Annotated in this window: 25 protein-coding genes; 22 read left to right on the forward strand and 3 right to left on the reverse strand. The window is 66.5% G+C overall.

What is annotated here, in order from left to right; translation table 11 throughout:
- Positions 1-66 precede the first annotated feature (66 nt).
- The 13 genes from gspG (at position 67) to CXB49_RS02275 (ending at position 11,756) form a co-directional block, all read left to right on the forward strand.
- Positions 67-510, forward strand: a complete 444-nt coding sequence (gene gspG / locus CXB49_RS02215) for a type II secretion system major pseudopilin GspG (RefSeq protein WP_158300590.1) — start codon at positions 67-69, stop codon at positions 508-510.
- Between the two features lie 21 nt (positions 511-531).
- Positions 532-1,008, forward strand: coding sequence for a prepilin-type N-terminal cleavage/methylation domain-containing protein (locus CXB49_RS02220; protein ID WP_101706893.1), 477 nt, complete (start codon positions 532-534; stop codon positions 1,006-1,008).
- Positions 1,005-1,385, forward strand: a complete 381-nt coding sequence (gspI, locus tag CXB49_RS02225) for a type II secretion system minor pseudopilin GspI (protein ID WP_101706894.1) — start codon at positions 1,005-1,007, stop codon at positions 1,383-1,385. Before CXB49_RS02220 ends, gspI begins: the two co-directional genes overlap by 4 nt.
- The gene (locus CXB49_RS02230; RefSeq protein ID WP_101706895.1) at positions 1,382-1,966 is read left to right on the forward strand and encodes a type II secretion system protein GspJ; all 585 of its coding nucleotides are present in this window, start codon (positions 1,382-1,384) and stop codon (positions 1,964-1,966) included. Before gspI ends, CXB49_RS02230 begins: the two co-directional genes overlap by 4 nt.
- A complete protein-coding gene (gene gspK / locus CXB49_RS02235; RefSeq protein WP_158300591.1) occupies positions 1,963-2,952 on the forward strand; it encodes a type II secretion system minor pseudopilin GspK in 990 nt (329 codons plus the stop codon). Before CXB49_RS02230 ends, gspK begins: the two co-directional genes overlap by 4 nt.
- The gene (gene gspL, locus CXB49_RS02240; RefSeq protein ID WP_101706897.1) at positions 2,909-4,096 is read left to right on the forward strand and encodes a type II secretion system protein GspL; all 1,188 of its coding nucleotides are present in this window, start codon (positions 2,909-2,911) and stop codon (positions 4,094-4,096) included. Before gspK ends, gspL begins: the two co-directional genes overlap by 44 nt.
- A 2-nt stretch (positions 4,097-4,098) precedes the next feature.
- Positions 4,099-4,608 carry a type II secretion system protein GspM gene (gene gspM, locus CXB49_RS02245; protein WP_101706898.1) on the forward strand — a complete coding sequence of 170 codons (510 nt, stop codon included), beginning with the start codon at positions 4,099-4,101 and terminating at the stop codon, positions 4,606-4,608.
- Entirely contained in the window at positions 4,605-5,354 is a 750-nt protein-coding gene (locus CXB49_RS02250; RefSeq protein WP_101706899.1) for a type II secretion system protein N, read from the forward strand. Before gspM ends, CXB49_RS02250 begins: the two co-directional genes overlap by 4 nt.
- 202 nt (positions 5,355-5,556) lie before the next feature.
- Positions 5,557-6,684, forward strand: coding sequence for a glutamine-hydrolyzing carbamoyl-phosphate synthase small subunit (carA, locus tag CXB49_RS02255; RefSeq protein ID WP_101706900.1), 1,128 nt, complete (start codon positions 5,557-5,559; stop codon positions 6,682-6,684).
- A gap of 14 nt (positions 6,685-6,698) precedes the next feature.
- Complete coding sequence (leuE, locus tag CXB49_RS02260) at positions 6,699-7,349, forward strand: leucine efflux protein LeuE (protein WP_101706901.1); 651 nt, start codon at positions 6,699-6,701, stop codon at positions 7,347-7,349.
- A 76-nt stretch (positions 7,350-7,425) separates the two neighbouring features.
- Positions 7,426-10,635 (forward strand): carbamoyl-phosphate synthase large subunit, encoded by a 3,210-nt coding sequence (gene carB, locus CXB49_RS02265; protein WP_101706902.1) that lies wholly within the window; start codon positions 7,426-7,428, stop codon positions 10,633-10,635.
- 142 nt (positions 10,636-10,777) lie between these two features.
- Complete coding sequence (gene greA, locus CXB49_RS02270; protein WP_101706903.1) at positions 10,778-11,254, forward strand: transcription elongation factor GreA; 477 nt, start codon at positions 10,778-10,780, stop codon at positions 11,252-11,254.
- A gap of 70 nt (positions 11,255-11,324) precedes the next feature.
- Entirely contained in the window at positions 11,325-11,756 is a 432-nt protein-coding gene (locus CXB49_RS02275; protein ID WP_101706904.1) for a DUF4149 domain-containing protein, read from the forward strand.
- 401 nt (positions 11,757-12,157) lie between these two features.
- Here the strand turns inward: CXB49_RS02275 and CXB49_RS02280 are convergent, their stop codons facing one another.
- Positions 12,158-12,478, reverse strand: coding sequence for a YhbY family RNA-binding protein (locus CXB49_RS02280; RefSeq protein WP_101706905.1), 321 nt, complete (start codon positions 12,476-12,478; stop codon positions 12,158-12,160).
- A 158-nt stretch (positions 12,479-12,636) separates the two neighbouring features.
- Here CXB49_RS02280 and rlmE point away from each other — a divergent pair, with 158 nt between their 5' ends.
- The 6 genes from rlmE (at position 12,637) to CXB49_RS02310 (ending at position 20,272) form a co-directional block, all read left to right on the forward strand.
- The gene (gene rlmE / locus CXB49_RS02285) at positions 12,637-13,254 is read left to right on the forward strand and encodes a 23S rRNA (uridine(2552)-2'-O)-methyltransferase RlmE (RefSeq protein ID WP_101706906.1); all 618 of its coding nucleotides are present in this window, start codon (positions 12,637-12,639) and stop codon (positions 13,252-13,254) included.
- A gap of 82 nt (positions 13,255-13,336) precedes the next feature.
- Positions 13,337-15,259 (forward strand): ATP-dependent zinc metalloprotease FtsH, encoded by a 1,923-nt coding sequence (gene ftsH, locus CXB49_RS02290; RefSeq protein ID WP_101706907.1) that lies wholly within the window; start codon positions 13,337-13,339, stop codon positions 15,257-15,259.
- A 100-nt stretch (positions 15,260-15,359) separates the two neighbouring features.
- The gene (gene folP / locus CXB49_RS02295) at positions 15,360-16,196 is read left to right on the forward strand and encodes a dihydropteroate synthase (protein WP_101706908.1); all 837 of its coding nucleotides are present in this window, start codon (positions 15,360-15,362) and stop codon (positions 16,194-16,196) included.
- Positions 16,197-16,283: 87 nt separating this feature from the next.
- On the forward strand, positions 16,284-17,621 hold the full coding sequence (glmM, locus tag CXB49_RS02300) for a phosphoglucosamine mutase (protein WP_101706909.1): 1,338 nt from the start codon (positions 16,284-16,286) through the stop codon (positions 17,619-17,621).
- A 144-nt stretch (positions 17,622-17,765) separates the two neighbouring features.
- The gene (locus CXB49_RS02305) at positions 17,766-19,682 is read left to right on the forward strand and encodes an ExeM/NucH family extracellular endonuclease (RefSeq protein ID WP_101706910.1); all 1,917 of its coding nucleotides are present in this window, start codon (positions 17,766-17,768) and stop codon (positions 19,680-19,682) included.
- Positions 19,679-20,272 (forward strand): rhomboid family intramembrane serine protease, encoded by a 594-nt coding sequence (locus CXB49_RS02310; RefSeq protein WP_101706911.1) that lies wholly within the window; start codon positions 19,679-19,681, stop codon positions 20,270-20,272. The genes CXB49_RS02305 and CXB49_RS02310 overlap by 4 nt, the downstream gene beginning before the upstream one ends.
- On the opposite strand, the gene alr is transcribed toward CXB49_RS02310, so the two are convergent.
- On the reverse strand, positions 20,181-21,254 hold the full coding sequence (alr, locus tag CXB49_RS02315; RefSeq protein WP_101706912.1) for an alanine racemase: 1,074 nt from the start codon (positions 21,252-21,254) through the stop codon (positions 20,181-20,183). The genes CXB49_RS02310 and alr overlap by 92 nt on opposite strands.
- A 113-nt stretch (positions 21,255-21,367) precedes the next feature.
- On the opposite strand from alr, the gene CXB49_RS02320 reads away from it, so the two are divergent.
- Complete coding sequence (locus CXB49_RS02320) at positions 21,368-21,985, forward strand: DedA family protein (RefSeq protein ID WP_101706913.1); 618 nt, start codon at positions 21,368-21,370, stop codon at positions 21,983-21,985.
- 58 nt (positions 21,986-22,043) lie between these two features.
- Here the strand turns inward: CXB49_RS02320 and CXB49_RS02325 are convergent, their stop codons facing one another.
- The gene (locus CXB49_RS02325; RefSeq protein ID WP_101706914.1) at positions 22,044-22,370 is read right to left on the reverse strand and encodes an FKBP-type peptidyl-prolyl cis-trans isomerase; all 327 of its coding nucleotides are present in this window, start codon (positions 22,368-22,370) and stop codon (positions 22,044-22,046) included.
- A gap of 140 nt (positions 22,371-22,510) precedes the next feature.
- On the opposite strand from CXB49_RS02325, the gene CXB49_RS02330 reads away from it, so the two are divergent.
- Complete coding sequence (locus tag CXB49_RS02330) at positions 22,511-23,296, forward strand: DUF2189 domain-containing protein (RefSeq protein ID WP_101706915.1); 786 nt, start codon at positions 22,511-22,513, stop codon at positions 23,294-23,296.
- Positions 23,297-23,306: 10 nt separating this feature from the next.
- Complete coding sequence (locus CXB49_RS02335) at positions 23,307-24,257, forward strand: D-2-hydroxyacid dehydrogenase (RefSeq protein WP_101706916.1); 951 nt, start codon at positions 23,307-23,309, stop codon at positions 24,255-24,257.
- The last annotated feature ends 171 nt before the right edge of the window (positions 24,258-24,428 follow it).

Below are 24,428 nucleotides of genomic sequence, written 5' to 3' on the forward strand. Positions count from 1 at the left end.
CGCGGCGGGCGAGATGATTTGAAAGAAACGCCGGGAAAGATCCGCGGCATGCATTCGGGAGAAAACATGAAAGCTGTTCGTCACGCCGCTCAACGCGGCTTCACCCTGATCGAGATCATGGTTGTGATCGTCATCCTCGGCGTGCTGGCCGCGCTGGTGGTGCCCAAGGTGATGAGCCGGCCGGACGAGGCGCGCATCGTCGCCGCCAAGCAGGACATCGGGGCCATCAGCCAGGCGTTGAAACTGTACCGGCTGGACAACGGCCGCTACCCGAACACCGAGCAGGGTCTGCTGGCGCTGGTGCAGAAGCCGACCGCCGCGCCGGAGCCTAAGAACTGGAAGCCGGGCGGCTACCTGGAGCGCCTGCCGAAAGACCCGTGGGGCAATGCCTACCAGTACGCCAATCCGGGCACCCACGGCGAGATCGACATCTGGAGTTTCGGCGCCGACGGCGAGCCGGGCGGCGAGAACAACGACGCCGACATCGGCAACTGGGACAGCGGCAAGTAAGCGCGGTCCGGGGCGGCAACGGTGCTTTTCGCGGCGCGCGCGCGCGGCTTCACGCTGATCGAGGTGATGGTGGTGATGCTGATCATCGGCGTCCTCGCGACCACCGTCACGCTCAGCCTGCGGCCGGACACCCACAGACAGTTGGGCGACGAGGCCTATCGCTTCGCCCGAGTGCTGGAACAGGCGGGCGACGCCGCGGAGATGGGCGACACGCTGGCGCTCAGCTGGAACGGCAAGGGTTACGCCTTCAGCCGGCTGGACGACGAGGGCCAGTGGCAGCCGGTGACCGAGGAGCTGCTGGCCGCCCACGAGTGGCCGGACGGCATAGCGGGCCAGGGCGCGCTAGAGGACGGCAAGCCGTGGAAGGGCGACCGGCCGCTGCTGTTGTGGCAGGACGGCCGCGCCGCCGCGCTGGCGCTGCGGCTGGACGGCGCGGGCCGCAAGCTGACGGTTTTGCAATCGCCGCTGGGGCGGGTGACGGTGGCGGACGGCTCATGAGGCGGCAGCAAGGTTTCACCCTGTTCGAGGTGCTGGTGGCGCTGGCCATCATCGCGGTGGCGCTGGGCGCGCTGCTGCGCGCCACCGGCCTGGCCGCCGACAACGCCGAAGGCATGGAGCGGCGGATGCAGGCCAATTGGGAGGCGCAGAACCAGATCGCGGTGCTGCAGGCGCTGCGGCAGTTTCCCGAGCCCGGCACGCAGGCCGGCGAAAGCAAGGAGGACGGCGTCGAATGGCGCTGGGAGCGCGAGATCACCGCGACGCCCAATCCCAATTTCCGCAAGGTGGCGGTGCGCATCCTCGCGCCGGGCGCCGGGCGCTACGTCTTGGCCGAAGTCACCGGCTATCTGAGGCTGGTGCCGGGAGGCGGCGGGTGAGCGCGCGCGCCCAGGGCGGCATGACGCTGCTGGAGATTCTGGTGGCGATGAGCCTGCTGGCCATCCTGTCGGTGATGGGCTACAAGGCCTTCGGCTCGCTGCTGATCGCGCGCGAGCGGCTGATGCAGACCGGCGCTCAGTGGGTGGATTCGGCGCGCGCCTTCCGCCGGCTGGAGAGCGATCTGACCGGCCTGCAGCCGCAGCCGTCGGCCGGCGACCAGCAGCAGGGCCTGGTGCTCGGCGCCAGCACGCTGACCTTGCTGCAGGACGGCAACGGCCAGACCCTGGTGTTGGAAATGGTGTCCACCCGCTATCCGGGCGGCATGGAGCGTGTCGTCTACCACTCGGGCGGGGGCGGCACCAGCTGGTCGGCCGGCGATGCCGGCGCCGGCGCGCCGATCGCCTACTCGCTGCTGGGCCAGGACATGCCGGTCGGCTGGCGGATCATGCTCAACGACGGCAGCTGGCAGGATGCCTGGCCGATGGGCGACACCGCCCAGGGGCGGGTGCCGCGCGCGCTGGAAATGCGGATCAAGATGCCCGGCGGCCGGACGGTGCGGCGGATATGGGGCTTGCCATGAGGAAACGCCAGTCGGGCATGGCGGTGATCATGGCGCTGCTGATCGTCGCGCTGGCCACCACGGCGGCCAGTCTGGTGCTGTGGCAGCAGGGCCTGTGGTGGCACCAGCTGGAGAACGACCACAGCCGGGCCCAGTTGCGGCTGGTGGCCGACGCCGGCCTCGGTTGGTCGATGGAGATTCTGCGCTTCAACAACGGCGCGGCCGGCAACGGCGTCGTCGCCTTGTCGCAGCTGTGGGCGCAACCGCTGCCGCAGACCGAGGCGCAGGGCGTCAAGGTCAGCGGCGCGCTGACCGATCTGCAGGGGCGCTTCAACATCAATTCGCTGGTGCTCAACGGCCAGACCAATGCCCGCCAGCTGAAGTTCTACCGGGCGCTGCTGAAGACGCTGGGCCTGCCGACCCGATTGTCCGAGCCGCTGCTGAAGTCGCTGCGCGGCGGCCGCGACGAAGACGACAAGCCGGCGAACGACGCCAACGGCGCGGCGGCGCCGCAGCCCAACCATCCGCTGACGCGGGTGGAAATGCTGCGCTGGCTGCCCGGCTATACGCCGGAAGTGATGGAAAAGCTGGCGCCGCACGTCGCGGCCTTGCCGCCGACGGTGACGCAGATCAACGTCAATACCGCCACCGACATGGTGATGAAGACGCTGCTGCCCGGCATAGGCGACGGCAATCTGCTGGTGCTGATGAAGCAGCGGCAGAACAATTATTTCAAGGACGCGGCCGATTTCAAGGCGCGGCAGCCGCCGCCGGGCATCGTCGCCGACACCGACATCGGCGCCGCGTCCAACTACTTCCTGCTCGACAGCCGGGCCAGCTACGGCAAGGCCAGGCTGTCGATGCGGGCGATGATTTACAGCAATCAGAACGTCGTCAAGATGATGTGGCGACAAGACGGCAACGACGGACGCGGCCTGCTGGCGCGGTCCGCTGGAGACAAACATGACGACGCTGCGACTCTATCTGCGGGCGGGCTGGCCCGATAGCGAGCCGGGGCTGCCCTGGGCGCTGCTGGGCGCCCGCGGCGAGCTGTCGGCCCAGGGCGACAGCGCGCCCGGCGGCTGGCCCAAGGCCGACCAGTGCGAACTGGTGCTGCCGCTCGGCCGCACGCTGTTCACCGACGTGAAGCTGCCGGACGCGGTCAAGCAGCCGGCGCCGGCCATCGTCGGCTTCGCGCTGGAGGAGGGGCTGGCCAACGACCCCGGCGCCAATCTGTACGCGCTGGGCGCGGCCGCCGACGGCCGCCGCGCGGTGGCGGCCACCGAGGCGGTCGGCCTGAGGCGCGCGGTGGCGATGCTGAAGAGCCTGGGCCGCTTGTGCGACCGCATTGTGCCGGAGGAGTGCCTGCTGGCCGAGCCGCCGGCCGCCGGCTGGAGCGTGACGCGCCTGGCGGACCGCTGGCTGGTGCGCGCGGCCTCGCCGTACGCCGCCAGCCTGCCGCGCGGCGGCAGCCAGGTGGAGCAGGCCTTGTTCGCCTCGCTGCTGGCGGTGGCGCCGCCGGAGCGTCTGCTGCTGTGCGGCGTCGACAGCGTCGACGAGGCGCTGAGCCGGCTGCCAGGCTGGTCCGGCGAGACCGTGCGCGGCGAGGCCTATGACTGGCGCAGCGGCCGCCGCCACGGCGGCTTCGATTTCGCCCAGGGCGAGCTGGCGGCCAACCGCCGCTGGCGCGACTGGGGGCCGTCGCTGAAAAAAGCCGCCTGGCTGCTGGGCGGCCTGCTGGCGGCGCAGATCCTGCTGACGCTGGGGCAGTCCGGCTGGTATGCGTGGCAGAAGCACAGTCTGTCGCAGCAGATCCGCGGCGCCGCGACGCCGTTGATAGGCGGACAGGCGCTGCCCGGCAGCAGCGGCTTGCCGATGCTGCGCGCGGTCGACAAGCTCAGGCTGAGCCACGGTCTGCCGGCGCGCGACGACATGGTGGAGCTGATGGGCGCGCTGGCCGCGGTGGCCGGGCGCGAATTGCAGGTGCGCACGCTGGAATACGACGCCGGCCGGTTGAAGCTGCAGGTGGCCGAAGTGCCGGCGGACAGCCTGGCGCGCTGGCGCAAGCAGCTGGCGGCGAAGCAGATCTTGCTGGACGCCGCGAGCAGCCAGCCGGGCAGCAAGCAACTGGTAGTGACGCGGGAGCCGTGACGATGACAGCGTACAAGCAACAGTTTCTCGAATACTGGACGCAGCGCAGCCCGCGCGAGCAGAGGCTGCTGGCGGCGATGGCCGCGGTGCTGGGCGCCACGCTGCTGTATCTGGCGGTGTGGGAGCCGGCGAATGCGTCGCTGCAGCGCAACCGGGCCTCGGTCGCGCGGCTGCAGGCCGAGCTCGGCATGGTGAAGGCGCTGGCGGCGGAGGCCGACAAGCTGAAGCGCCAGCCGGCGCAGACGCCGCTGCCGGCCAAGGAATTGATCCCGCTGCTGCAGCAGACGGCCAAGAGCCAGGGTCTGTCCGTCGCGGCGCTGCAGTTCAACGCCGACGGCGAGTCCGGCGTGGCTATGGAGGGGGTGGTCGGCTTCGACGACTGGGTGCGCTTCGCCGGCGCGCTGTCGCAGCAGCAGCAGGTCCGGGTGGTCAACGTCAAGGCCGAGGCGCAGCCGGTGCCGGGCCAGGTCAAGATCAAGGCGCTGCTGGCGCACGCGGGAGCGGCGGCATGAGGGGGCGCATAGGCGGATACCTGTCGCTGGCGCTGCTGTTGCTCGCCGGCGCGCTGTCGGCGCTGCCGGCCAGCTGGCTGTCGGTGCCGGTCGGGCGCTTGAGCGAGCAGCATTGGGGCGTCAGCGACGCGCGAGGCACCTTGTGGGACGGCAGCGCGCAACTGGTCTACCTGGGGCCGGCCGGCGAGGTTCAGGGCATGAGCCCGCTGGCGTGGCAGTGGCAGCCGAAGGCCTTGCTGTCCGGCCTGCTGGTCTGGCATCTGGACAGCGCCGGCCAGCCCGGCATGCTGCAACTGGCCCTGGGCAAGCAGGAAGTCAGGGGCCTGGCCTTGTCGCTGCCGGTGGCGGCGCTGGCCAATCTGTCCAAGACCTGGCAGGCGGCCAGGCTGGGCGGCGAGCTGCAGCTGAACATTCCGCAGCTGGCGCGCCAGGGCAAGGACATCAGCGGCAGCGCGCAACTGGCCTGGCGCGGCGCGGCCTCGCCGCTGACGACGGTGCTGCCGTTCGGCAGCTACCAGCTGGACGTGGCCGGCACGCCGCAGGGCCTGAACCTGAACCTGAGCACGCTGGAAGGGCCGTTGATGTTGAACGGCCAGGGCGGCTGGCCGGCCGGCGGCGCGTTCACGATGGCCGGCACCGCCGACAGCCCGCCGGACAAGTACGACGCGCTGAAGCCGCTGATGCTGATGCTGGGCCAGCCTGCCGGACCGACCGGCGTCAGCTGGCAGGTGAAGCCGGGAGCGTGATCGATTTTGGCTTAATTTTCGCCGGCCGTATTGTGCAACTGCAATATCCGCGATATTATAGAAAGGTTTAACCAAACGGGACTGGCGCGCGGCGCCTAGTCCCGTTATTCACATAAGAATTTTGAAAATCTCAGGGTGGGCAACGGAACCGGCATAGCCGGTTTTTGTATAAGCGCCCGAGCAATGCAATAGGAGCCAGCCAGTGTCAAACCTCCCCGCAATCCTTGTCTTGGCTGACGGCACGCTTTTCAGAGGTAGTGCTATCGGTGCCGCCGGCCACACGGTCGGCGAGGTGGTGTTCAATACCGCCATCACCGGTTATCAGGAGATCCTGACGGATCCCTCGTACACCAGGCAGATCGTCACACTCACTTATCCGCACATCGGCAATGTCGGCGCGAATTCGGAAGACACCGAATCCCGCGCCGTTTTTGCATCGGGACTGATCATTCGCGATCTGCCGCTGCTGCATAGCAACTTCCGCGCCGAAGACTCGCTGTCCGACTACCTGAAGAAGCACAATGTGGTGGCGATCGCCGACATCGACACCCGCAAGCTGACCCGCATCCTGCGCGAGAAGGGCGCCCAGGCCGGCTGCATCATGGCCGGCGACATCGACGAGGCCCGCGCGCTGGAGTTGGCGCGCGGCTTCGGCAGCATGGCCGGTCAGGATCTGGCAAAGGTCGTCAGCTGCCAGCGGCCCTACGCCTGGACCGAGAAGCAATGGAAGCTGGGCGCCGGCTACCAGGTTCAGGCTTCGACCCGTTTCCACGTCGTCGCCTACGATTTCGGCGTCAAGCACAACATCCTGCGCATGCTGGCCGAGCGCGGCTGTCAGTTGACCATCGTTCCGGCGCAGACGCCGGCCCGTGACGTGCTGGCGCTGAATCCGCACGGCGTCTTCCTGTCCAACGGCCCTGGCGATCCGGAGCCGTGCGACTACGCGATTTCGGCGATCCGCGACATCCTGGAGACCAGGCTGCCGGTGTTCGGCATCTGTCTGGGCCATCAGTTGCTGGGCCTGGCCACCGGCGCCGCCACTTCCAAGATGAAGTTCGGCCACCACGGCGCCAACCACCCGGTGCAGGACCTCGATAGCGGCCGCGTGATGATCACCAGCCAGAACCACGGCTTCCAGGTCGACGAAACCAGCCTGCCGGCCCATGTCCGCGTCACCCACCGTTCGCTGTTCGACGGCACGGTGCAGGGCATCGCGCTGACCGACCGCCCGGCCTTCTCCTTCCAGGGCCACCCGGAAGCGAGCCCGGGACCGGAAGACGTCGCCTACCTGTTCGACCGCTTCATCGCGGCGATGTCGGAACGGCAGTAGGGCGGGGTCGAATCATGTTGGGCATCACCGACCTCACCACCTATCTGATCGGCACGCTGATCGTCATCCTGCTGCCGGGACCGAACGCCATGTACGTGCTGTCGGTGGCGGCGCAGCGCGGCAAGCGCGCCGGCTTCGCGGCCGCCGGCGGCGTGGTCAGCGGCGACTTCATCCTGATGACGCTGGCGGCCACCGGCGCGGCCGGCCTGCTGCAGGCCAACCCGGCGCTGTTCGCGGTGGTCAAGTATATAGGCGGCGGTTATCTGGCCTGGCTGGGCGTCAATATGCTGAAGTCCGGCATCGTCGCCTGGCTCCGTTCGCGCCGGGGCGAGGCGCCGGCCGCGGCGGCGTCGCCGCTGTCCGGCGGTCACCCGTACCGCAAGGCCTTGCTGATCAGCCTGATGAACCCGAAGGCCATATTGTTCTTCGTTTCGTTCTTCGTGCAGTTCGTCGATCCGGCCTACCCGCATCCGGCCGTCACCTTCGCCGCGCTGGGCGCCATCGTCCAGTGTTGCAGCATCGCCAACCTGTCGATGTTGATCTTGCTGGGCGACAAGCTGGCCGCGGCCTTCCGCCGCCGCCGCAAGCTGACGGCGGCGCTGGGCGGCTCGGTCGGCGCGCTCTTCGTCGGATTCGGCGCCAAGCTGGCGGTGGCCAGCCTGTAGGGTCGAGAGTAAACATGCCGCGCCGCCGGGGAGGGGGCGCGGCCGGAAAAATACAAGTCATCAAAGAGTAGAAGCCATGCCAAAGCGTACCGACATCAAAAGCATTCTGATCATTGGCGCCGGCCCGATCGTCATCGGTCAGGCCTGCGAGTTCGACTACTCCGGCGCCCAGGCCTGCAAGGCGCTGCGCGAGGAAGGCTACAAGGTCATCCTGGTCAACTCCAATCCGGCCACCATCATGACCGATCCGGAGATGGCCGACGTCACCTATATCGAGCCGATCAGCTGGCCGGTGGTGGAAAAAATCATCGCCAAGGAGCGCCCGGACGCCATCCTGCCGACGATGGGCGGCCAGACCGCGCTGAACTGCGCGCTGGATCTGGCCCGCAACGGCGTCCTCGAAAAATATAAAGTCGAGCTGATCGGCGCTACCGAAGACGCGATCGACAAGGCTGAGGACCGCGGCCGCTTCAAGGAGGCGATGGCCAAGATCGGCCTGTCCTGCCCGCTGTCCTTCGTCTGCCACACGATGGAGGAATCGCTGGACGCGCAGGCCAAGGTCGGCTTCCCGACGCTGATCCGCCCGTCGTTCACCATGGGCGGCTCCGGCGGCGGCATCGCCTACAACCGGGAAGAATTCCTGGCGATTTGCGAGCGCGGCTTCGAGGCCTCCCCGACGCATGAGCTGCTGATCGAGCAGTCGGTGCTGGGCTGGAAGGAATACGAGATGGAGGTCGTTCGCGACAAGAGCGACAACTGCATCATCATCTGCTCGATCGAGAACTTCGACCCGATGGGCGTACACACTGGCGATTCCATCACCGTCGCGCCGGCCCAGACGCTGACCGACAAGGAATACCAGATCATGCGCAACGCCTCCTTGGCGGTGCTGCGCGAGATCGGCGTCGACACCGGCGGCTCCAATGTGCAGTTCGCCACCAATCCGGCCACCGGCGAGATGATCGTCATCGAGATGAACCCGCGCGTGTCGCGTTCGTCGGCGCTGGCGTCCAAGGCCACCGGCTTCCCGATCGCCAAGATCGCCGCCAAGCTGGCCGTCGGCTTCACGCTGGACGAGTTGAAGAACGACATCACCGGCGGCGCCACCCCGGCTTCGTTCGAGCCGTCCATCGACTACGTGGTCACCAAGATTCCGCGCTTCGCCTTCGAGAAATTCCCGCAGGCCGACGATCGCCTGACCACCCAGATGAAGTCGGTGGGCGAGGTGATGGCGATGGGCCGCACCCTGCAGGAGTCGATGCAGAAGGCTTTGCGCGGCCTGGAAACCGGCCTGGCCGGCTTCGATCCGGTGACCGCCGACGAGGCCGCGATCCGCCACGAGCTGGGCGCGCCGGGACCGGAACGCATCCTCTACGTCGCCGACGGCTTCCGCATCGGCATGAGCCGCGACGATATCCACGCGGTCAGCAAGATCGATCCGTGGTTCCTGGCCCAGATCGAGGACATCGTCGGCGAGGAGCAGGCGCTGGCCGGCCGCAAGATCGAGGACATGGACTACGCCGAACTGCGCCGCCTGAAGCGCAAGGGCTTCTCCGACCGTCGCCTCGGCGAGCTGCTGGGCTCCGATCAGGCCGCCGTGCGCGCCAAGCGCTGGGCGCTGGGCCTGCACCCGGTGTACAAGCGCGTCGACACCTGCGCCGCCGAATTCGCCACCGACACCGCCTATATGTACTCGACTTACGAGGAAGAGTGCGAGTCCAATCCGTCCGACCGCAAGAAGGTGATGGTGCTGGGCGGCGGGCCGAACCGCATCGGCCAGGGCATCGAGTTCGACTACTGCTGCGTGCACGCGGCGCTGAGCCTGCGCGAGTCCGGCTTCGAGACCATCATGGTCAACTGCAACCCGGAAACCGTGTCCACCGACTACGACACCTCCGACCGCCTGTATTTCGAGCCGCTGACGCTGGAGGACGTGCTGGAGATCTGCCGCGTCGAGAAGCCGTTCGGCGTCATCGTCCAGTACGGCGGTCAGACGCCGTTGAAGCTGGCCCGCGCGCTGGAGGCCAACGGCGTGCCCATCATCGGCACCACGCCGGACATGATAGACGCCGCAGAGGACCGCGAGCGCTTCCAGAAACTGCTGAACGAGCTGGGCCTGAAGCAGCCGCCCAACCGCACCGCCCGCGCGCCGGCCGAGGCGATGAAGCTGGCCGAGGAAATCGGCTATCCGCTGGTGGTGCGCCCGTCCTACGTGCTGGGCGGCCGCGCGATGGAAATCGTCCACGAACCGGCCGATCTCGAGCGCTATATGCGCGAGGCGGTCAAGGTGTCGAATGACAGCCCGGTGCTGTTGGACCGCTTCCTCAACGACGCCATCGAGGTCGACGTCGACTGCGTGTCCGACGGTGAGACCGTGGTCATCGGCGGCATCATGCAGCACGTCGAGCAGGCCGGCGTCCACTCCGGCGACTCCGCCTGCTCGTTGCCGGCCTACAGCCTGTTCCCGGCGATGCAGGACGAGATTCGCCGCCAGACCGAGGCGATGGCCCGCGCGCTGAACGTGGTCGGCCTGATGAACGTGCAGTTCGCGATCCAGGGCGAGACCATCTATGTGCTGGAGGTGAATCCGCGCGCATCGCGCACCGTGCCTTTCGTGTCCAAGGTGACCTCGGCGCCGCTGGCCAAGATCGCCGCCCGCGCGATGGCCGGCATCAGCCTCGTCGAGCAAGGCTTCACCAAGGAGGTGATCCCGCCGTTCTACGCGGTGAAGGAGGCGGTGTTCCCCTTCATCAAGTTCCCCGGCGTCGATACCATCCTGGGGCCGGAAATGAAGTCCACCGGCGAGGTGATGGGCGTCGGCAAGACCTTCGCCGAAGCCTACGTCAAGGCGCAGCTGGGCGCCGGCGACCGCCTGCCGAAGACCGGCAAGGTGTTCCTGTCGGTGCGCGACTCTGACAAGAATGGCGTCGTCGATGTGGCGCGCGAGCTGCAGCGGCTGGGCTTCGGCGTCTGCGCGACGCGCGGCACCGCCAAGCATCTGATCGAAGCCGGCCTGATCGTGCAGGTGGTCAACAAGGTCAATGAAGGCCGCCCGCACATCGTCGACATGATCAAGAACGGCGAGGTCGATCTGGTGATCAACACGGTGGACGAGAAACGCACCGCGATCCAGGACAGCCATTCGATCCGCCGCTCCGCGCTGCAGGCGCGCGTGCCGCAGTACACCACGCTGTCCGCCGCCAAGGCGGTGTGTGTGGGCCTGAAGCACGCCGAATCATTCGACGTCTACAGCGTGCAGCAGCTGCACGCGCAGATCGCCGGCTGAGGAGGCATGGCCGCCGGTAGGCTTTGATGCGGAAGCGATTTGCCGTTACAATTCCGCTCAAACCCGCTTGCGCAAGCCGCCGTCCCGTACGGCGGCTTGTGCTTTTGATGAAGGCGGACAACCGCCTGTGGAGAATACTGTAATGATCAAAGTCCCGTTGACTGTACGCGGCGCCGAGCTTCTGAAGGAAGAACTGCAACGCCTGAAGAGCGTGGAGCGTCCGTCGGTGATCGAGGCGATCGCCGAGGCGCGCTCCCACGGCGACCTGTCGGAAAACGCCGAGTACGACGCGGCCAAGGAACGCCAGGCCTTCGTCGAAGGCCGCATCGCCGAGCTGGAAGGCAAGCTGTCCAACGCCGTGATCATCAATCCGGCCGAGCTGGACGCCGACGGCCGCGTGGTGTTCGGCGCGACCGTCGACCTGATGGACCTGGAGACCGAAGAGAACGTCACCTACCAGATCGTCGGCGACGACGAGGCCGACATCAAGGTGTGCAAGGTATCGGTGAACTCGCCGATCTCGCGCGCGCTGATCGGCAAGGAAGCCGGCGACGTGGCCGAGGTGGTGGCGCCGAGCGGCATCCGCGAGTACGAAGTACTCGACGTCAAATACATCTGATCCGGATCGCGCGCGGCCATGGCCGCGCGTTTTTCATCGGCCGCACCTGCTGCCGAGCATGGGGGAGAGAATGGACGGCTTGCGAGCTATTGCCAAGACCTTGTGGATTGGCGGTTTGTGGGTGACGGGCCTGATCGTCGCGCCGGTGCTGTTCAAGTCGCTGGACGCGGTCACCGCCGGCATGGTGGCCGGACGGCTGTTCGCCGCCATCGCCTGGATCGGGCTGGTGTGCGGGGTGATTCTGCTGGTCGATCAGGTATGGCGCAACGGCGTAGCGGGCCTGAAGCAGGGCGCGTTCTGGCTGATCGTCGGCATGCTGGCCTGCACGCTGATCAATCAGTTCGGCGTCGCGCCCATCATCGTCACGCTGAAGCAGCAGATGAACCACGCGGCCGAGGGCTTGTTCGGCGGTGGCTTCGCCACCTGGCACGCGATCTCCAGCCTGATCTACCTGGTGCAGAGCCTGCTGGGCCTCGCATATATCCTGCGCAGCGATTCATGAGGCAATGAAAAAGCGGTGGCCGGGCCACCGCTTTCAGGCTGCGGGCAGCGGGCATTGGGATCGTTTTACAGGACCCGGCGCAGCCGGGCCTCTCCACCGAGGTATTGGATCTGGCAGCCTGTTTGTTGATTCCCAATCCCCCGCCTTGCCCTGCAAGGAGCCTCGCTGCGCTCGAAATAACAAAGCGGTGGCCGGGCCACCGCTTTCAGGCTGCGGGCAGCGGGCATTGGGATCGTTTTACAGGACCCGGCGCAGCCGGGCCTCTCCACCGGGGTGTTGGATTTGGCAGCCTGTTTGTTGATTCCGAATCCCCCGCCTTGCCCTGCAAGGAGCCTCGCTGCGCTCGAAGTAAAAAAGCGGTGGCAAGGCCACCGCTTTTTTTGTCTGCCGGGCGGGAGGACTCAGCCCTTCATCGCCTGCTTGTTCTTCGGCAGCGTGATGCGCGCCTTGTCGCTGGGGCGCCACAGCACCAAGAGCTTGCCGATGTGCTGTACCGGGGCGCAGCCCAGTTCCTCGCAGATCCGCTCGAACATGGCGACGCGGGCGTCGCGGTCGTCGCCCTGCACGCGCACCTTGATCAGTTCGTGGGCGTCCAGGCTGATGGCGATTTCGCGCACGACGGCCTCGGTCAGACCGTGGTTGCCGACCATCACGACCGGGTCGATGCCGTGCGCCAGGCCCTGCAGGTATTTGCGCTGAAACGGCTTGATGTCAATTTTCATGGAAACATGGAATTCTGAAGCAAAACGTGATTCTACTAGAATTTGGCCCCGCATCCCAAGGTCGGGGCCGAAATAACCGAAAAACAACAGGATAGCGCGTTGCCCAGCGCGCGCATCGACTATCCTGACGACTGAGACGACAGAAAGCATCGCCGAGTATGGCAAGAAGCAAGAGCAGCAACGGCTGGTTGCAGGAACATGTCAACGACACTTACGTGCAGATGGCGCAGAAGGACGGTTACCGCGCCCGCGCAGCCTACAAGCTGCTGGAGATCAACGACAAGGACAAACTGATTCGGCCGGGCACCGTGCTGGCGGACCTCGGCTCGACGCCGGGCAGCTGGTCGCAGGTGGCGGCGCGCATCGTCGGCGATGCCGGCAAGGTATTCGCCCTGGATATACTGCCGATGGATCCGGTGCCGGGAGTCGACTTCATTCAGGGCGACTTTCGCGAGGAGGAAGTGCTCAGACAGTTCGAGGCCTTGCTGGACGGCCGCGCGCTCGACCTTGTAATTTCCGATATGGCGCCCAATATGTCAGGCATGAGCGCCATCGATCAGGCCAGGAGCTTCCTGCTGTGCGAGCTGGCGCTGGATTTTGCGCGCGATCATTTGAAACCCGGCGGCCACTTTCTCGTCAAAGTGTTCCAGGGCAGCGATTTCCAGGACTACCTCAAGGCCATGCGCGAGCTGTTCGGCGAGGTGGTCACCCGCAAGCCCAAGGCGTCGCGCGACCGTTCCAGCGAAATCTATCTGCTGGGCAAGGGTCGCCGCTGACATAAAAGGGCGCGGGGCGTTACAATCGTAGCCGTATTAAACAAGCAACCAAAAAGTCAGGGCACAGAGGAGTCCGCTACTCGTGAACAATATCGGCAAAAACATCGCCATCTGGGTGATCATCGGCTTGGTACTGATGACCGTCTTCAATCAGTTCAACAAGCGCCAGGACACCCAGAACCAGCTCGAATATTCGCAGTTCGTCAGCGATGTCGAGTCGGGCAAGGTGCAATCCCTGACCATAGAGGGGCATCCGCTGCGCGGCCAGTGGCTTAAGGGCAAGCTGACCGACGGCACCGCCTTCTCCACCTTCGCGCCGTATGATCCGCAACTGGTCGACGACCTGATCAAGAACAATGTGCGCTTCTCGGCCAAGCCGGAGGAAGAGCCGTCCATGCTGATGAGCATCTTCATCAGCTGGTTCCCGATGCTGCTCTTGATCGGCGTGTGGGTGTTCTTCATGCGCCAGATGCAGGGCGGCGGCAAGGGCGGCGCGTTCTCGTTCGGCAAGAGCAAGGCCCGGATGCTGGACCAGGACGCCAATACCGTGGTGTTCGCCGACGTCGCCGGCTGCGACGAGGCCAAGGAGGAGGTGAAGGAGATCGTCGACTATCTGCGCGACCCTTCCCGCTACCAGAGCCTGGGCGGCCGCATCCCGCGCGGCATCCTGCTGGCAGGCAGCCCGGGTACCGGTAAGACGCTGTTGGCCAAGGCCATCGCCGGCGAGGCCAAGGTGCCGTTCTTCAGCATTTCCGGTTCCGACTTCGTCGAGATGTTTGTCGGCGTCGGCGCGGCCCGCGTGCGCGACATGTTCGAGCAAGCGAAGAAGAATTCCCCGTGCATCATCTTCATCGATGAAATCGACGCGGTCGGCCGCCAGCGCGGCGCCGGTCTCGGCGGCGGCAACGACGAGCGCGAGCAGACGCTGAACCAGTTGCTGGTGGAGATGGACGGTTTCGACACCAACTCCACCGTGATCGTCATCGCCGCGACCAACCGTCCGGACGTGCTGGACCCGGCGCTGCAGCGTCCGGGCCGCTTCGACCGCCAGGTGGTCGTGCCCTTGCCGGACATCCGCGGCCGCGAGCAGATCCTGAACGTGCACATGCGCAAGGTGCCGATCGCCGCCGACGTCAACGCCGAAGTGATCGCGCGTGGCACGCCGGGCTTCTCCGGCGCCGACCTCGCCAACCTGATCAACGAGGCGGCGTTGTTCGCCGCCCGTCGCAACAAGCGGCTGGTCGACATGGAAGATCTGGAATCCGCTAAGGACAAGATCATGATGGGTGCCGAGCGCCGCAGCATGGTGATGACCGAGGAGGAGAAGAAGAACACCGCCTACCACGAGTCCGGCCATGCCGTCGTCGCCAAGCTGCTGCCGAAGTCCGACCCGGTGCACAAGGTCACCATCATCCCGCGCGGCCGCGCGCTGGGCGTGACGATGCAGTTGCCGGAACAGGACCGCTTCGCCTACGACCGCGGCTACCTGATGGACAGGCTGGCCATTCTGTTCGGCGGCCGCATCGCCGAAGAGCTGTTCATGAACCAGATGACCACCGGCGCCAGCAACGACTTCGAGCGTGCGACGCAGATGGCGCGCGACATGGTGACCCGCTACGGCATGTCCGACAAGCTGGGTCCGATGGTGTACGGCGAGAACGAGGGCGAGGTCTTCCTCGGCCGTTCGATCACCACGCACAAGAACCTGTCGGAAGCGACGCTGCAGCAGGTCGACGCCGAAATCCGCCGCATCATCGACGAGCAGTACGCGCTGGCGCGCCGCCTGCTGGAAGAGAACCGCGACAAGGTGGAGGCGATGACCGCTGCGCTGCTGGAGTACGAAACCATCGACGCCGAGCAGATCAACGACATCATGGACGGCAAGCCGCCGCGTCCGCCGAAGCCGGGTTCCGGTTTCGCCGCCAAGGCGGAAGACAAGCCGGCCGAGCCGGAAGAGCCGGCGGCCGCCTCTTCAGCCACGTCCGATCCGGCCCAGGAAATCTGACAGCCGCGCTTCGTTCAACCGGGCAAGCCTTCGCGGGCTTGCCCGGTTTTGCATTCGGCTCCGGCCGTCTAGGCACGGGGCGCCGGGAACGAGAATCAAGATGAAAACCTTGCAATGCGGGCGCTTCGCGCTCGATCTGTCCCGTCCGCTGCTGATGGGCATACTGAACGTCACCCCGGATTCCTTCTCCGACGGCGGCCGCTTCAACCGGCTGGACGACGCGCTTTCGCGCGCCGAGGCAATGCTGGCCGAGGGAGCCGACATCCTGGACATTGGCGGCGAATCGACGCGGCCGGGCGCGCCCTTCGTCAGTCCGGACGAGGAAATGGCGCGGGTGCTGCCGGTGTTGGAGAGACTGCGCGACATCGGCGCGCCGCTGTCGCTGGACACCCGTCGCGCGGCGGTGATGCGCGAGGCGATCCGGCTGGGCGCGGTGGACCTGATCAACGACGTGTCGGCGCTGGAGGACGAGGGCGCTTTGCCGCTGGCCGCCGAGAGCCGCGCGGCGGTCTGTCTGATGCACAAGCAGGGCAATCCGGACACGATGCAGGACAGGCCGGCATACGGCGACGTCGTGGCCGAGGTGGCCGATTATCTGCAGCGCCGAGTCCAGCTGTGCCTGGACGCCGGCATCGTCCGCGAGCGCTTGCTGGTCGATCCCGGCTTCGGTTTCGGCAAGACGCTGGAGCACAATCTGGCGCTGCTCGCGCGGCTGGACGAGGTGGAGCGCATCGCCGGCGTGCCGCAGCTGGTGGGCCTGTCGCGCAAATCGATGCTGGGCGCGATCACCGGCGAAGCGGAGCCGTCCGAGCGATTGGGCGCCAGCGTCGCCGCGGCGCTGGAGTCGGCGCGGCGCGGCGCGGCGGTGATACGCGTCCACGACGTCAAGGCGACGCGGCAGGCGCTGCAATTGTGGCAGGCCTTGCGGAATTGTTGATTTGAAGCTGGTTTTCCACCGCCCGGCGGTGGCAAAATGGCGGGCATTGCGCCTGGCAAGGCATTGAACCGATACAGAGAATATTGAATGAGTCGCAAATATTTCGGCACCGACGGCGTGCGAGGCGAAGTGGGCAAGTTTCCGATCAATCCGGAATTCGTGATGAGGCTGGGCTATGCCGCCGGCCGCGTGCTGGTCAACCACGACAAGGACAGCCGTCCGACCGTGCTGATCGGCAAGGACACCCGGATCTCCGGCTATATGCTGGAGGCCGCGTTGCAGGCCGGCTTCACCGCCGCCGGCGTCAATGTGCTGCTGACCGGTCCGCTGCCGACGCCCGGCATCGCCTATCTGACCCGCGCGCTCAGGCTGGAGGCCGGCGTGGTGATCTCGGCCTCGCACAATCCGTTCCAGGATAACGGCATCAAGTTCTTCGCCGAAGGCGGCAACAAGCTGGACGACGCGCTGGAGCTGGAGATCGAGGCGATGCTGGAGCAGCCGATGGCCACCAATCCGTCGGCCGAGCTCGGGCGCGCCCGCCGCATAGACGGCGCCGCCGAGCGTTATATCGAGTTCTGCAAGAGCACCTTTCCGAACGAGCTGAGCCTGAAGGGTTTGAGGCTGGTCGTCGATTGCGCCAACGGCGCCACCTACCATATCGCGCCCAAGGTCTTTCACGAGCTGGGCGCGGAGCTGGTGCAGATCGGCTGCGAGCCCAACGGCTACAACATCAACGACAAGGTCGGCGCGACCTATCCGAAGACCTTGCAGCAGGAAGTGCTGCGGCATCGCGCCGATTTTGGCATCGCGCTGGACGGCGACGGCGACCGCCTGATCATGGTGGACGCCGATGGCCGCATTTACGACGGCGACCAGCTGATCTACGTGATCGCCAAGGCGCGCGCCGCGCGCGGCGAGCTGAAGGGCGGCGTCGTCGGCACCGTGATGACCAATATGGCGATGGAGCTGGCGCTGCAGCAGCAGGGCGTGCCCTTCGGCCGCGCCAAGGTCGGCGACCGCTATGTGCTGGAAATGCTGAATGCCGACGGCTGGCAGGTCGGCGGCGAGGCGTCCGGCCATATCCTGTGCCTGGACAAGCACAGCACCGGCGACGGCATCATCTCCAGCCTGCAGGTGTTGGCCGCGGTGCAGCAGCTGGAGCAGCCGATGGCGCAGATCTGCGCCGATTGGCAGCCGTTTCCGCAGACGCTGATCAATGTCCGTCACAACGGTTGCGACTGGAAGGCCGCCGCCGCCGCGCCGCTGGCCGAGGCCGAGGCGGCGCTGAACGGCCGCGGGCGCGTGGTATTGCGCCCGTCCGGCACCGAGCCGGTAGTGCGGGTGATGGTGGAGGCCGACGACGAGGCGCTGGCCGAGTCCTGGGCGCGGGCCATCGCCGCGGCGATAGAGAAGATCGTCCGCTGACCGTCGAGGGTCCCCAAGCAAACGATGCCAACCTGTTCGGGTTGGCATTTTTTGTATCAAAAACCACATTTGAAACAATAATAAACTTTTATGTCATCTTGTTGAGGATAGAATCGCCTCACCTCTACTCAGGATGACAAAAAGATGAGAACAATACCCGTATCGACCCTCTCCCGCGCGGTCGCCGCCGCGTCGCTGGCGCTGGCCGGCTTGCAGGCCCACGCCGCCTGCAGCCTGCCCGACACGCGCATCCACCAGATCCAGGGTAACGGCCCGCAGAGCCCGATGCAGGGCAAGACCGTGACGGTGCAGGGCGTGGTCAGCGGCCTGCTGTACGGCAAGGACGGCCCGGCAGGATTTTTCATCCAGGAAGCGCAGCAGAACCAGGATGCCGACCCCGCCACTTCCGAGGGCATCTACGTCTACACCGGCAAGCTGGCGCTGCCGCCGTTGAAGGCCGGCGACGTGGTCGGCGTACGCGGCAAGGTGCTGGAGTTCGGCCGCAAGGGCGACGCCAGCAGCGAGACCCAGCTGCAACCATCGGCGGCCGCCGACGTGCAAGCCTGCGGCTACCAGGGCGAACTCGCGCCGGTGACGCTGCGCCTGCCGCTGAGCGACGCCGCCGCCGCGCAACTGGAGTCGCTGACCGGTATGGCGGTGAAGTTCGAGCAGCCGCTCTTCGTCGTCGACAGCTACAACTATGGCCGCTATGGTGAGCTGACCTTGTCCAGCCAGCCGCGGCAATGGGTGCCGACCCAGCAGCACCGTCCCGGCAGCGCCGAGGCCCAGGCGCTGCGCGCGTCCAATACGCGCGATCGCCTGCTGCTGGACGACGGCAAGACCTGGCAGAACGCCGACGCCTGGCTGCCCGGTCCGGGCGGCCTGTCCGCGGCCAACACGCTGCGGGTCGGAGACCGTCTGGATGGTCTCGTCGGCGTGGTGTCGTTCAGCAACGGCGCCTACCGCGTGCAGCCGCTGTCGCAGCCGCAGGTTGCCGCGTCCAATCCGCGCGCGGCGGCGCCGGCGCGCAAGGCCGGCCAGCTCAGGGTGGCCAGTTTCAACGTGCTCAACTTCTTCAACGGCGACGGCAAGGGCGGCGGCTTTCCGACCGAGCGCGGCGCCAGGACCCGCGACGACTTCCTGCGCCAGAAGGCCAAGATCGTCAGCGCGATCCGTCAGCTGGACGCCGACGTACTGGGTCTGATGGAGCTGGAGAACGACGGCTTCGGCCCGCAATCGGCGGTCAAGGAGCTGGTCGACGCGCTGAACGCCGGCGTGGAGGCCGACAAGCAGTACCGCTTCGTCGATCCGGGCCTGCCCAAGATAGGCACCGATGCCATCACCACCGGCATGTTGTACCGCCCGTCGCGCGTGAAGCCCGACGGCGCCGCCCAGGCGCTGGCGATAGGTGATCCGGGCAAGAACCGTCTCAGCCTGGCGCAGACCTTTGACATCGACGGCAAGAAGCTGACGCTGGTGGTCAACCATCTGAAGTCCAAGGGCAGCAGTTGCGCGCAGGACAAGGTCGGCGGCGTGCCCGATGTCGATACCGGCGACGGCCAGGGCAACTGCAATCTGACCCGGGTGCAGGCCGCGCGGGATCTCGTGAGCTGGGCGAAGCAGCGCGGCGCATCGGCCAAGGAGGGCCTGCTGGTGATCGGCGACATGAACGCCTACGCCAAGGAGGATCCGATCCGGGCCTTCGAGGACGGCGGCCTGTCCAATCTGCTGGCGCGCTTCCGCAAGGACGCTTATTCCTATGTCTACCAGGGCGAGTCCGGTAATCTGGATCACGCGCTGGCCGACGCCACGCTGACGAAGTGGGTGGCCGGCGCCGGCGAGTGGCACATCAACGCCGACGAGCCGACCGCGCTGGAGTACGGCAGCGAGTTCAAGTCGGCCTCGCAGCGGGATAACTACTACGCGCCCGACGCCTACCGCTCGTCCGATCACGACCCGCTGTACGTGGATCTGCAGCCGGTACCGGTGGCCGGCGTCGACGAAGCCGCGCTGGCGATGCTGGGGCTGGCGGGACTGCTGGCCTGGCGTCGCCGCCGTTGAGGCCGCCGCTGGCCAGCCTGCTGCCGGCGTTGCTGCCGCTGTTGACGCCCTGGGGCGAGGCGGCGCGGCGCTGGCGTTTCGATCCCGGCATGGACGGGGAATGGTGGCGGGACTTCACCGGCAGCTGGGTGCACGCCGACTGGCGGCACGCGGCGCTGAACGGCGCGGGCCTGCTGTTGCTGGCCTGGCTGGGCGGTCAGCGCGCGGTCGGGCCGCTGTGCGGGCTGGCGCTGCTGCTGCCGTGGCTGCTGGCCTGGCAGCAGCGTCTGCTGCCGGAACCGCAGCCTTTTCTCGGCGCCTCGGGCATCGTGTACGGCTGGTGGGCGGCGGTCGCCTGGCTGGAGCGGCGGGAGGCCGCCGGCCGCTGGCTGGCGGCCCTGCTGCTGCTGAGGCTGGTCTGGCAGGGCCTGTGGCCGAACCTGGGGTCGGGCGGCGAGCCTGTGCTCTGGTCGGCCCATGTCGGCGGCGCCTTGTCGGCGCCGCTATTGTTGCTGGCGTTCAGCCATGCACGACGCGCGGCACGCGCGGCGCTGCCGCGCACATCAGCTCATAGCCTATGGTGCCGGCCGCGGCGGCCACCCGCTCGATAGGCGCGTTCGGCCCCCATAGCTCGACCCGGCTGCCGACGCCGGCCTGCGGCAGATCGCTGATGTCCACCGTCAGCATGTCCATCGATACCCGGCCGACCAGCGAGCACGGCCTGCCGTCCACCGCCGCCGGCGCGCCGTTGGCGGCGATGCGCGGGTAGCCGTCGGCGTAGCCGCAGGCGACCACGCCTATGCGCATGGACCGGTCGGCGACGAAGCGGCGGCCGTAGCCGACCGCGTCGCCGGCCTGCAGCGTCTGCACGGCGATGATGTCGGCCGACAGCGTCATCGCCGGCGCGAGGCCGAGGTCGGCGCCGGTTTCGTTCTCGAACGGCGAGGCGCCGTACAGCACGATGCCGGGCCGGCCGATGTCGCCGTGGGTGTGCGGATGGCGAAGCAGCGCGGCCGAGTTGGCGGCGCTGACCGGCAGTCCGCTGGCGGCGGCCAGCGGCGCGAAGCGGCCCCATTGTTCGGCGACGCCGTAGTCTTCGTCGGCGGTGGCGAAGTGGGTCATGACGGCGGCCAGCCTCGCCTGCGGCATCGCCTGCAGCCGGGCCTGCGCGGCGGCGGCCTGGTCCGGGCGGAAGCCCAGCCGGTTCATGCCGCTGTTGATCTTCAGCCAGACGTCGACCGGCCGCTGGGCGGAACCTTTGGCCAGCCAGTCCATCTGTTGTTCTGAGTGGACGGCGCCACCGAGCCGGTAGTCGGCCATCGCGGCGGCCTCGGTCGCGTCGAATGGTCCCTCCAGCAGCGCGATGGGCCGGTCTATGCCGGCCTCGCGCAGCAGCACCGCGTCTTCGATATTGAGCAGGGCGAAACCGTCGGCCAGATCGGCCAGGGTCTTTGCCGTGTCCAATACGCCGTGGCCGTAGGCATTGGCCTTGATCACGGCGAACAGGCCGCGGGCTTGCGAACGCTGGCGGATGGACAGGAAATTGTGGCGGATGGCAGGGAGGGAAATCTCCAGCCGGATCGGGCGTGTCATGTCAAGAAAGCGTGTACGTGAGGTGTGCTATTATACACCTCCGTGCATGGACATTAGCCGCCCGGCCGCTTGATTGCGACGATTTGGAACCAAGCCGGCGGACGGAATATTAGATGGATACTCTGCAGATACTTCTCGATTTCTTCACTGGCTACGGATATGTGGCCGTGTTCGCGGTGTTGCTGATTTGCGGTTTCGGGGTGCCGATTCCCGAGGACATCACCCTGGTGGCCGGCGGCGTGATTTCCGGCCTCGGTTACGCCAATGTGCACTATATGTTCGTCGTCGGCATGGCCGGCGTGCTGGTCGGCGACGGCATCATGTTCCTGGCCGGACGCATTTTCGGCCACAAGGTCCTGCGCTTCAAGCCGATCGCCCGCATCCTGACCCAGGAGCGTTTCGAGGCGGTGCAGGAGAAATTCGAGAAATACGGCAATTGGGTGCTGTTCGTTGCCCGCTTTCTGCCCGGCCTGCGCTCGCCGATCTTCATCACCGCCGGCATGACGCGCCGGGTGCCTTATTGGCGCTTCCTGCTGATGGACGGCTTCGCCGCGCTGATCTCGGTGCCGGTCTGGGTTTATCTCGGCTATTACGGCGCCGCCAACCGCGACTGGCTGATGACGATGGTGCATCGCGGCCAGGCGGGGATTCTCGCCGTGGTGGCGGTGTTGCTGCTGGCGGTAGCCTGCGTCTGGCTGAAGCGCCGCCGCGTGTCCTGCGTCAAGAAGTGAGCGTCGCCGGGCGCGAGAAAAAGGCCATCCGTCCGGATGGCCTTTTTGCTGGCGGGAATCAACCTACCTGCAGCAGCTCCACTTCGAACACCAGCGTCGCGTGCGGCGGAATCACGCCGCCGGCGCCGCGCGCGCCGTAGCCCAGCTCCGCCGGAATGGTCAGCTTGCGCTTGCCGCCGACCTTCATCCCCTGCACGCCCTGGTCCCAGCCCTTGATCACGTAGCCGGCGCCCAGCGGGAAGCTGAACGGCTGCATGCGATCCTTGCTGGAGTCGAATTTGCTGCCGTCGGTCAGCCAGCCGGTGTAGTGCACGGTGACTTCCTGGCCGACGACGGCTTCCGCGCCTTCGCCGATGGCCAGTTCTTCAATGATCAGTTCGCTCATGCGTTTTCCTTTCGCCAGTATCGGTTTCCACCGCGCGATTGTAGCAGCCGGACCGCCGCTTTGTGTTTTCCCCTGCGTGGCATATAACTGAATTCAGGACGCTATGTCTTCGATTTTCATGTGAGTCAAGGGGGTGTGCCATGGATGTGACCGATCGCGAAGCGCCGCCGGTACGGCCGGTGGCGCGCAAGGTGGAACTGCTGCAGCCGCTGCAATGGCTGAAAAAGGGTTTCCGCGACTTCCAGAAAGTGCCGGCCGACTGTCTGTTCTATGGCGCGATCTTCGTGCTGATGGGCTATCTGCTCGGCGCCTATGTCGAGCAGGCGCCGGAGCTGGTGATCACTTTCGCCACCGTCTTCCTGCTGGCCGGCCCCTTCCTGGCCATCGGCCTGTACGACATCGCCAAGCAGATGGAGGCCTTCGATGGCCACGGCCGCGTCAAGCTGCTGCACAGCATGGCGGCCTGGCGCGTCAACATGCCCGGCTTCAGCCTGTACGCGGTGTTGCTGGCTGTGCTGGTGTTCGGCTGGTTCCGCGTGTCGCTGCTGATGTTCGCGCTGTTCTACGACACCGCGGCGCTGCCGAATCTGAACGAGATCGTCGCCGACGCGTTCAAGGCCGACAATATCGAGTTCCTGATCGCCTATTTCGCCGTCGGTTTCCTGTTCGCCCAGATGGTGTTCTCGGTCAGCGTGGTGTCTATCCCGATGCTGCTGGACAAGGAAGTGGACACCATCACCGCGATGATCGCCAGCGTGCAGGCGGTGTACCGCAATGTGCTGACGATGGGCTTGTGGGCCGTTATCATTGTGGTGCTGTCGGTGGTCGGATTCGCCACCTACTACCTGGGCCTGATCATCATCATGCCGGTGCTGGCCCTGGCCAGCTGGCATGCCTATCGGGATCTGATCACCTTCGAGAGATGACCGCCGCGCAATGACTCATCACGTCGTATTCCTCGACCGGGACAGCCTGCCTGTCCCGGTTCCCGTTTTTGGCTTCCCCGTTCGTTACCGCGAATATCCGGCGACCGCCGCCGACCAGGTCGTCGCGCACGTGGCCGAGGCCGACATCGTGATCAGCAACAAGGTGCCGCTGTCGCGCGAGACGATCGCGCGGCTCCCGGCGCTCAAGCTGGTCGCCATCGCCGCCACCGGCTACAACCATGTCGACATCGATGCCTGCCGCGAGCGCGGCGTCGCCGTCTGCAACGTCCGCCACTACGGCGACCATACGGTGGCCGAACACGCGCTGACGCTGATGCTGGCGCTGATGAAGAATATGCCGGCCTATCAGCGCGACGTCGCCGCCGGCGTTTGGAGCCAGTCCCGGCAGTTCTGCCATTTCGGCGCGCCGATACGCGAGATGCGCGGCGCGACGCTGGGCATCGTCGGCGGGGGCGGCATAGGCGGTCAGCTGGCCGAAATGGCGAGGGCCTTCGGCATGGAGGTGCTGTTCGCCGAGCGCAAGGGCGAGTCACGGACCCGGGAAGGGCGGCTGCCGTTCGCCGAGGTGCTGGCGCGCGCCGACGTGTTGTCGCTGCATTGTCCGCTGACCGACGGGACGCGCGGCATGATCGCCCAGCCGGAGCTGATGGCGATGAAGCCGGGCGCGATCCTGATCAATACCGCGCGCGGCGGCCTGGTCGACGAGGCCGACCTGGTCGCGGCGTTGAAGTACGGGCAGCTGGGCGGGGCGGGTTTCGACGTGTTGAGCGTCGAGCCGCCGCCGGCGGACAATCCCTTGTTGAAGGCGCGGCTGCCGAACCTGATCGTCACGCCGCATGTCGGCTGGGCCAGCGCGGAGGCGATGAACCGGCTGGCGGCGCAGCTGGCCGCCAATATCGAAGCGCATGTCCGCGGCGAGAGTCTGAATCGATTGATTTAAGCAGAAGCAAGCCATTCAATTGAAAAGCCGGGTCCACAATAGGGGATTCCGGCTTTTTTCTGGGCGATTATGGCGATTTTATCGAAACTATTTAAATAGATTTGCATCTCTTTGATGAATGGACTAACTTGAAATGGCTCGTACGGCTATCGCCGCATCGAGTTGCCCCGC

This window comes from Chromobacterium sp. ATCC 53434 (genome assembly GCF_002848345.1).
Taxonomy (GTDB): Bacteria; Pseudomonadota; Gammaproteobacteria; order Burkholderiales; family Chromobacteriaceae; genus Chromobacterium.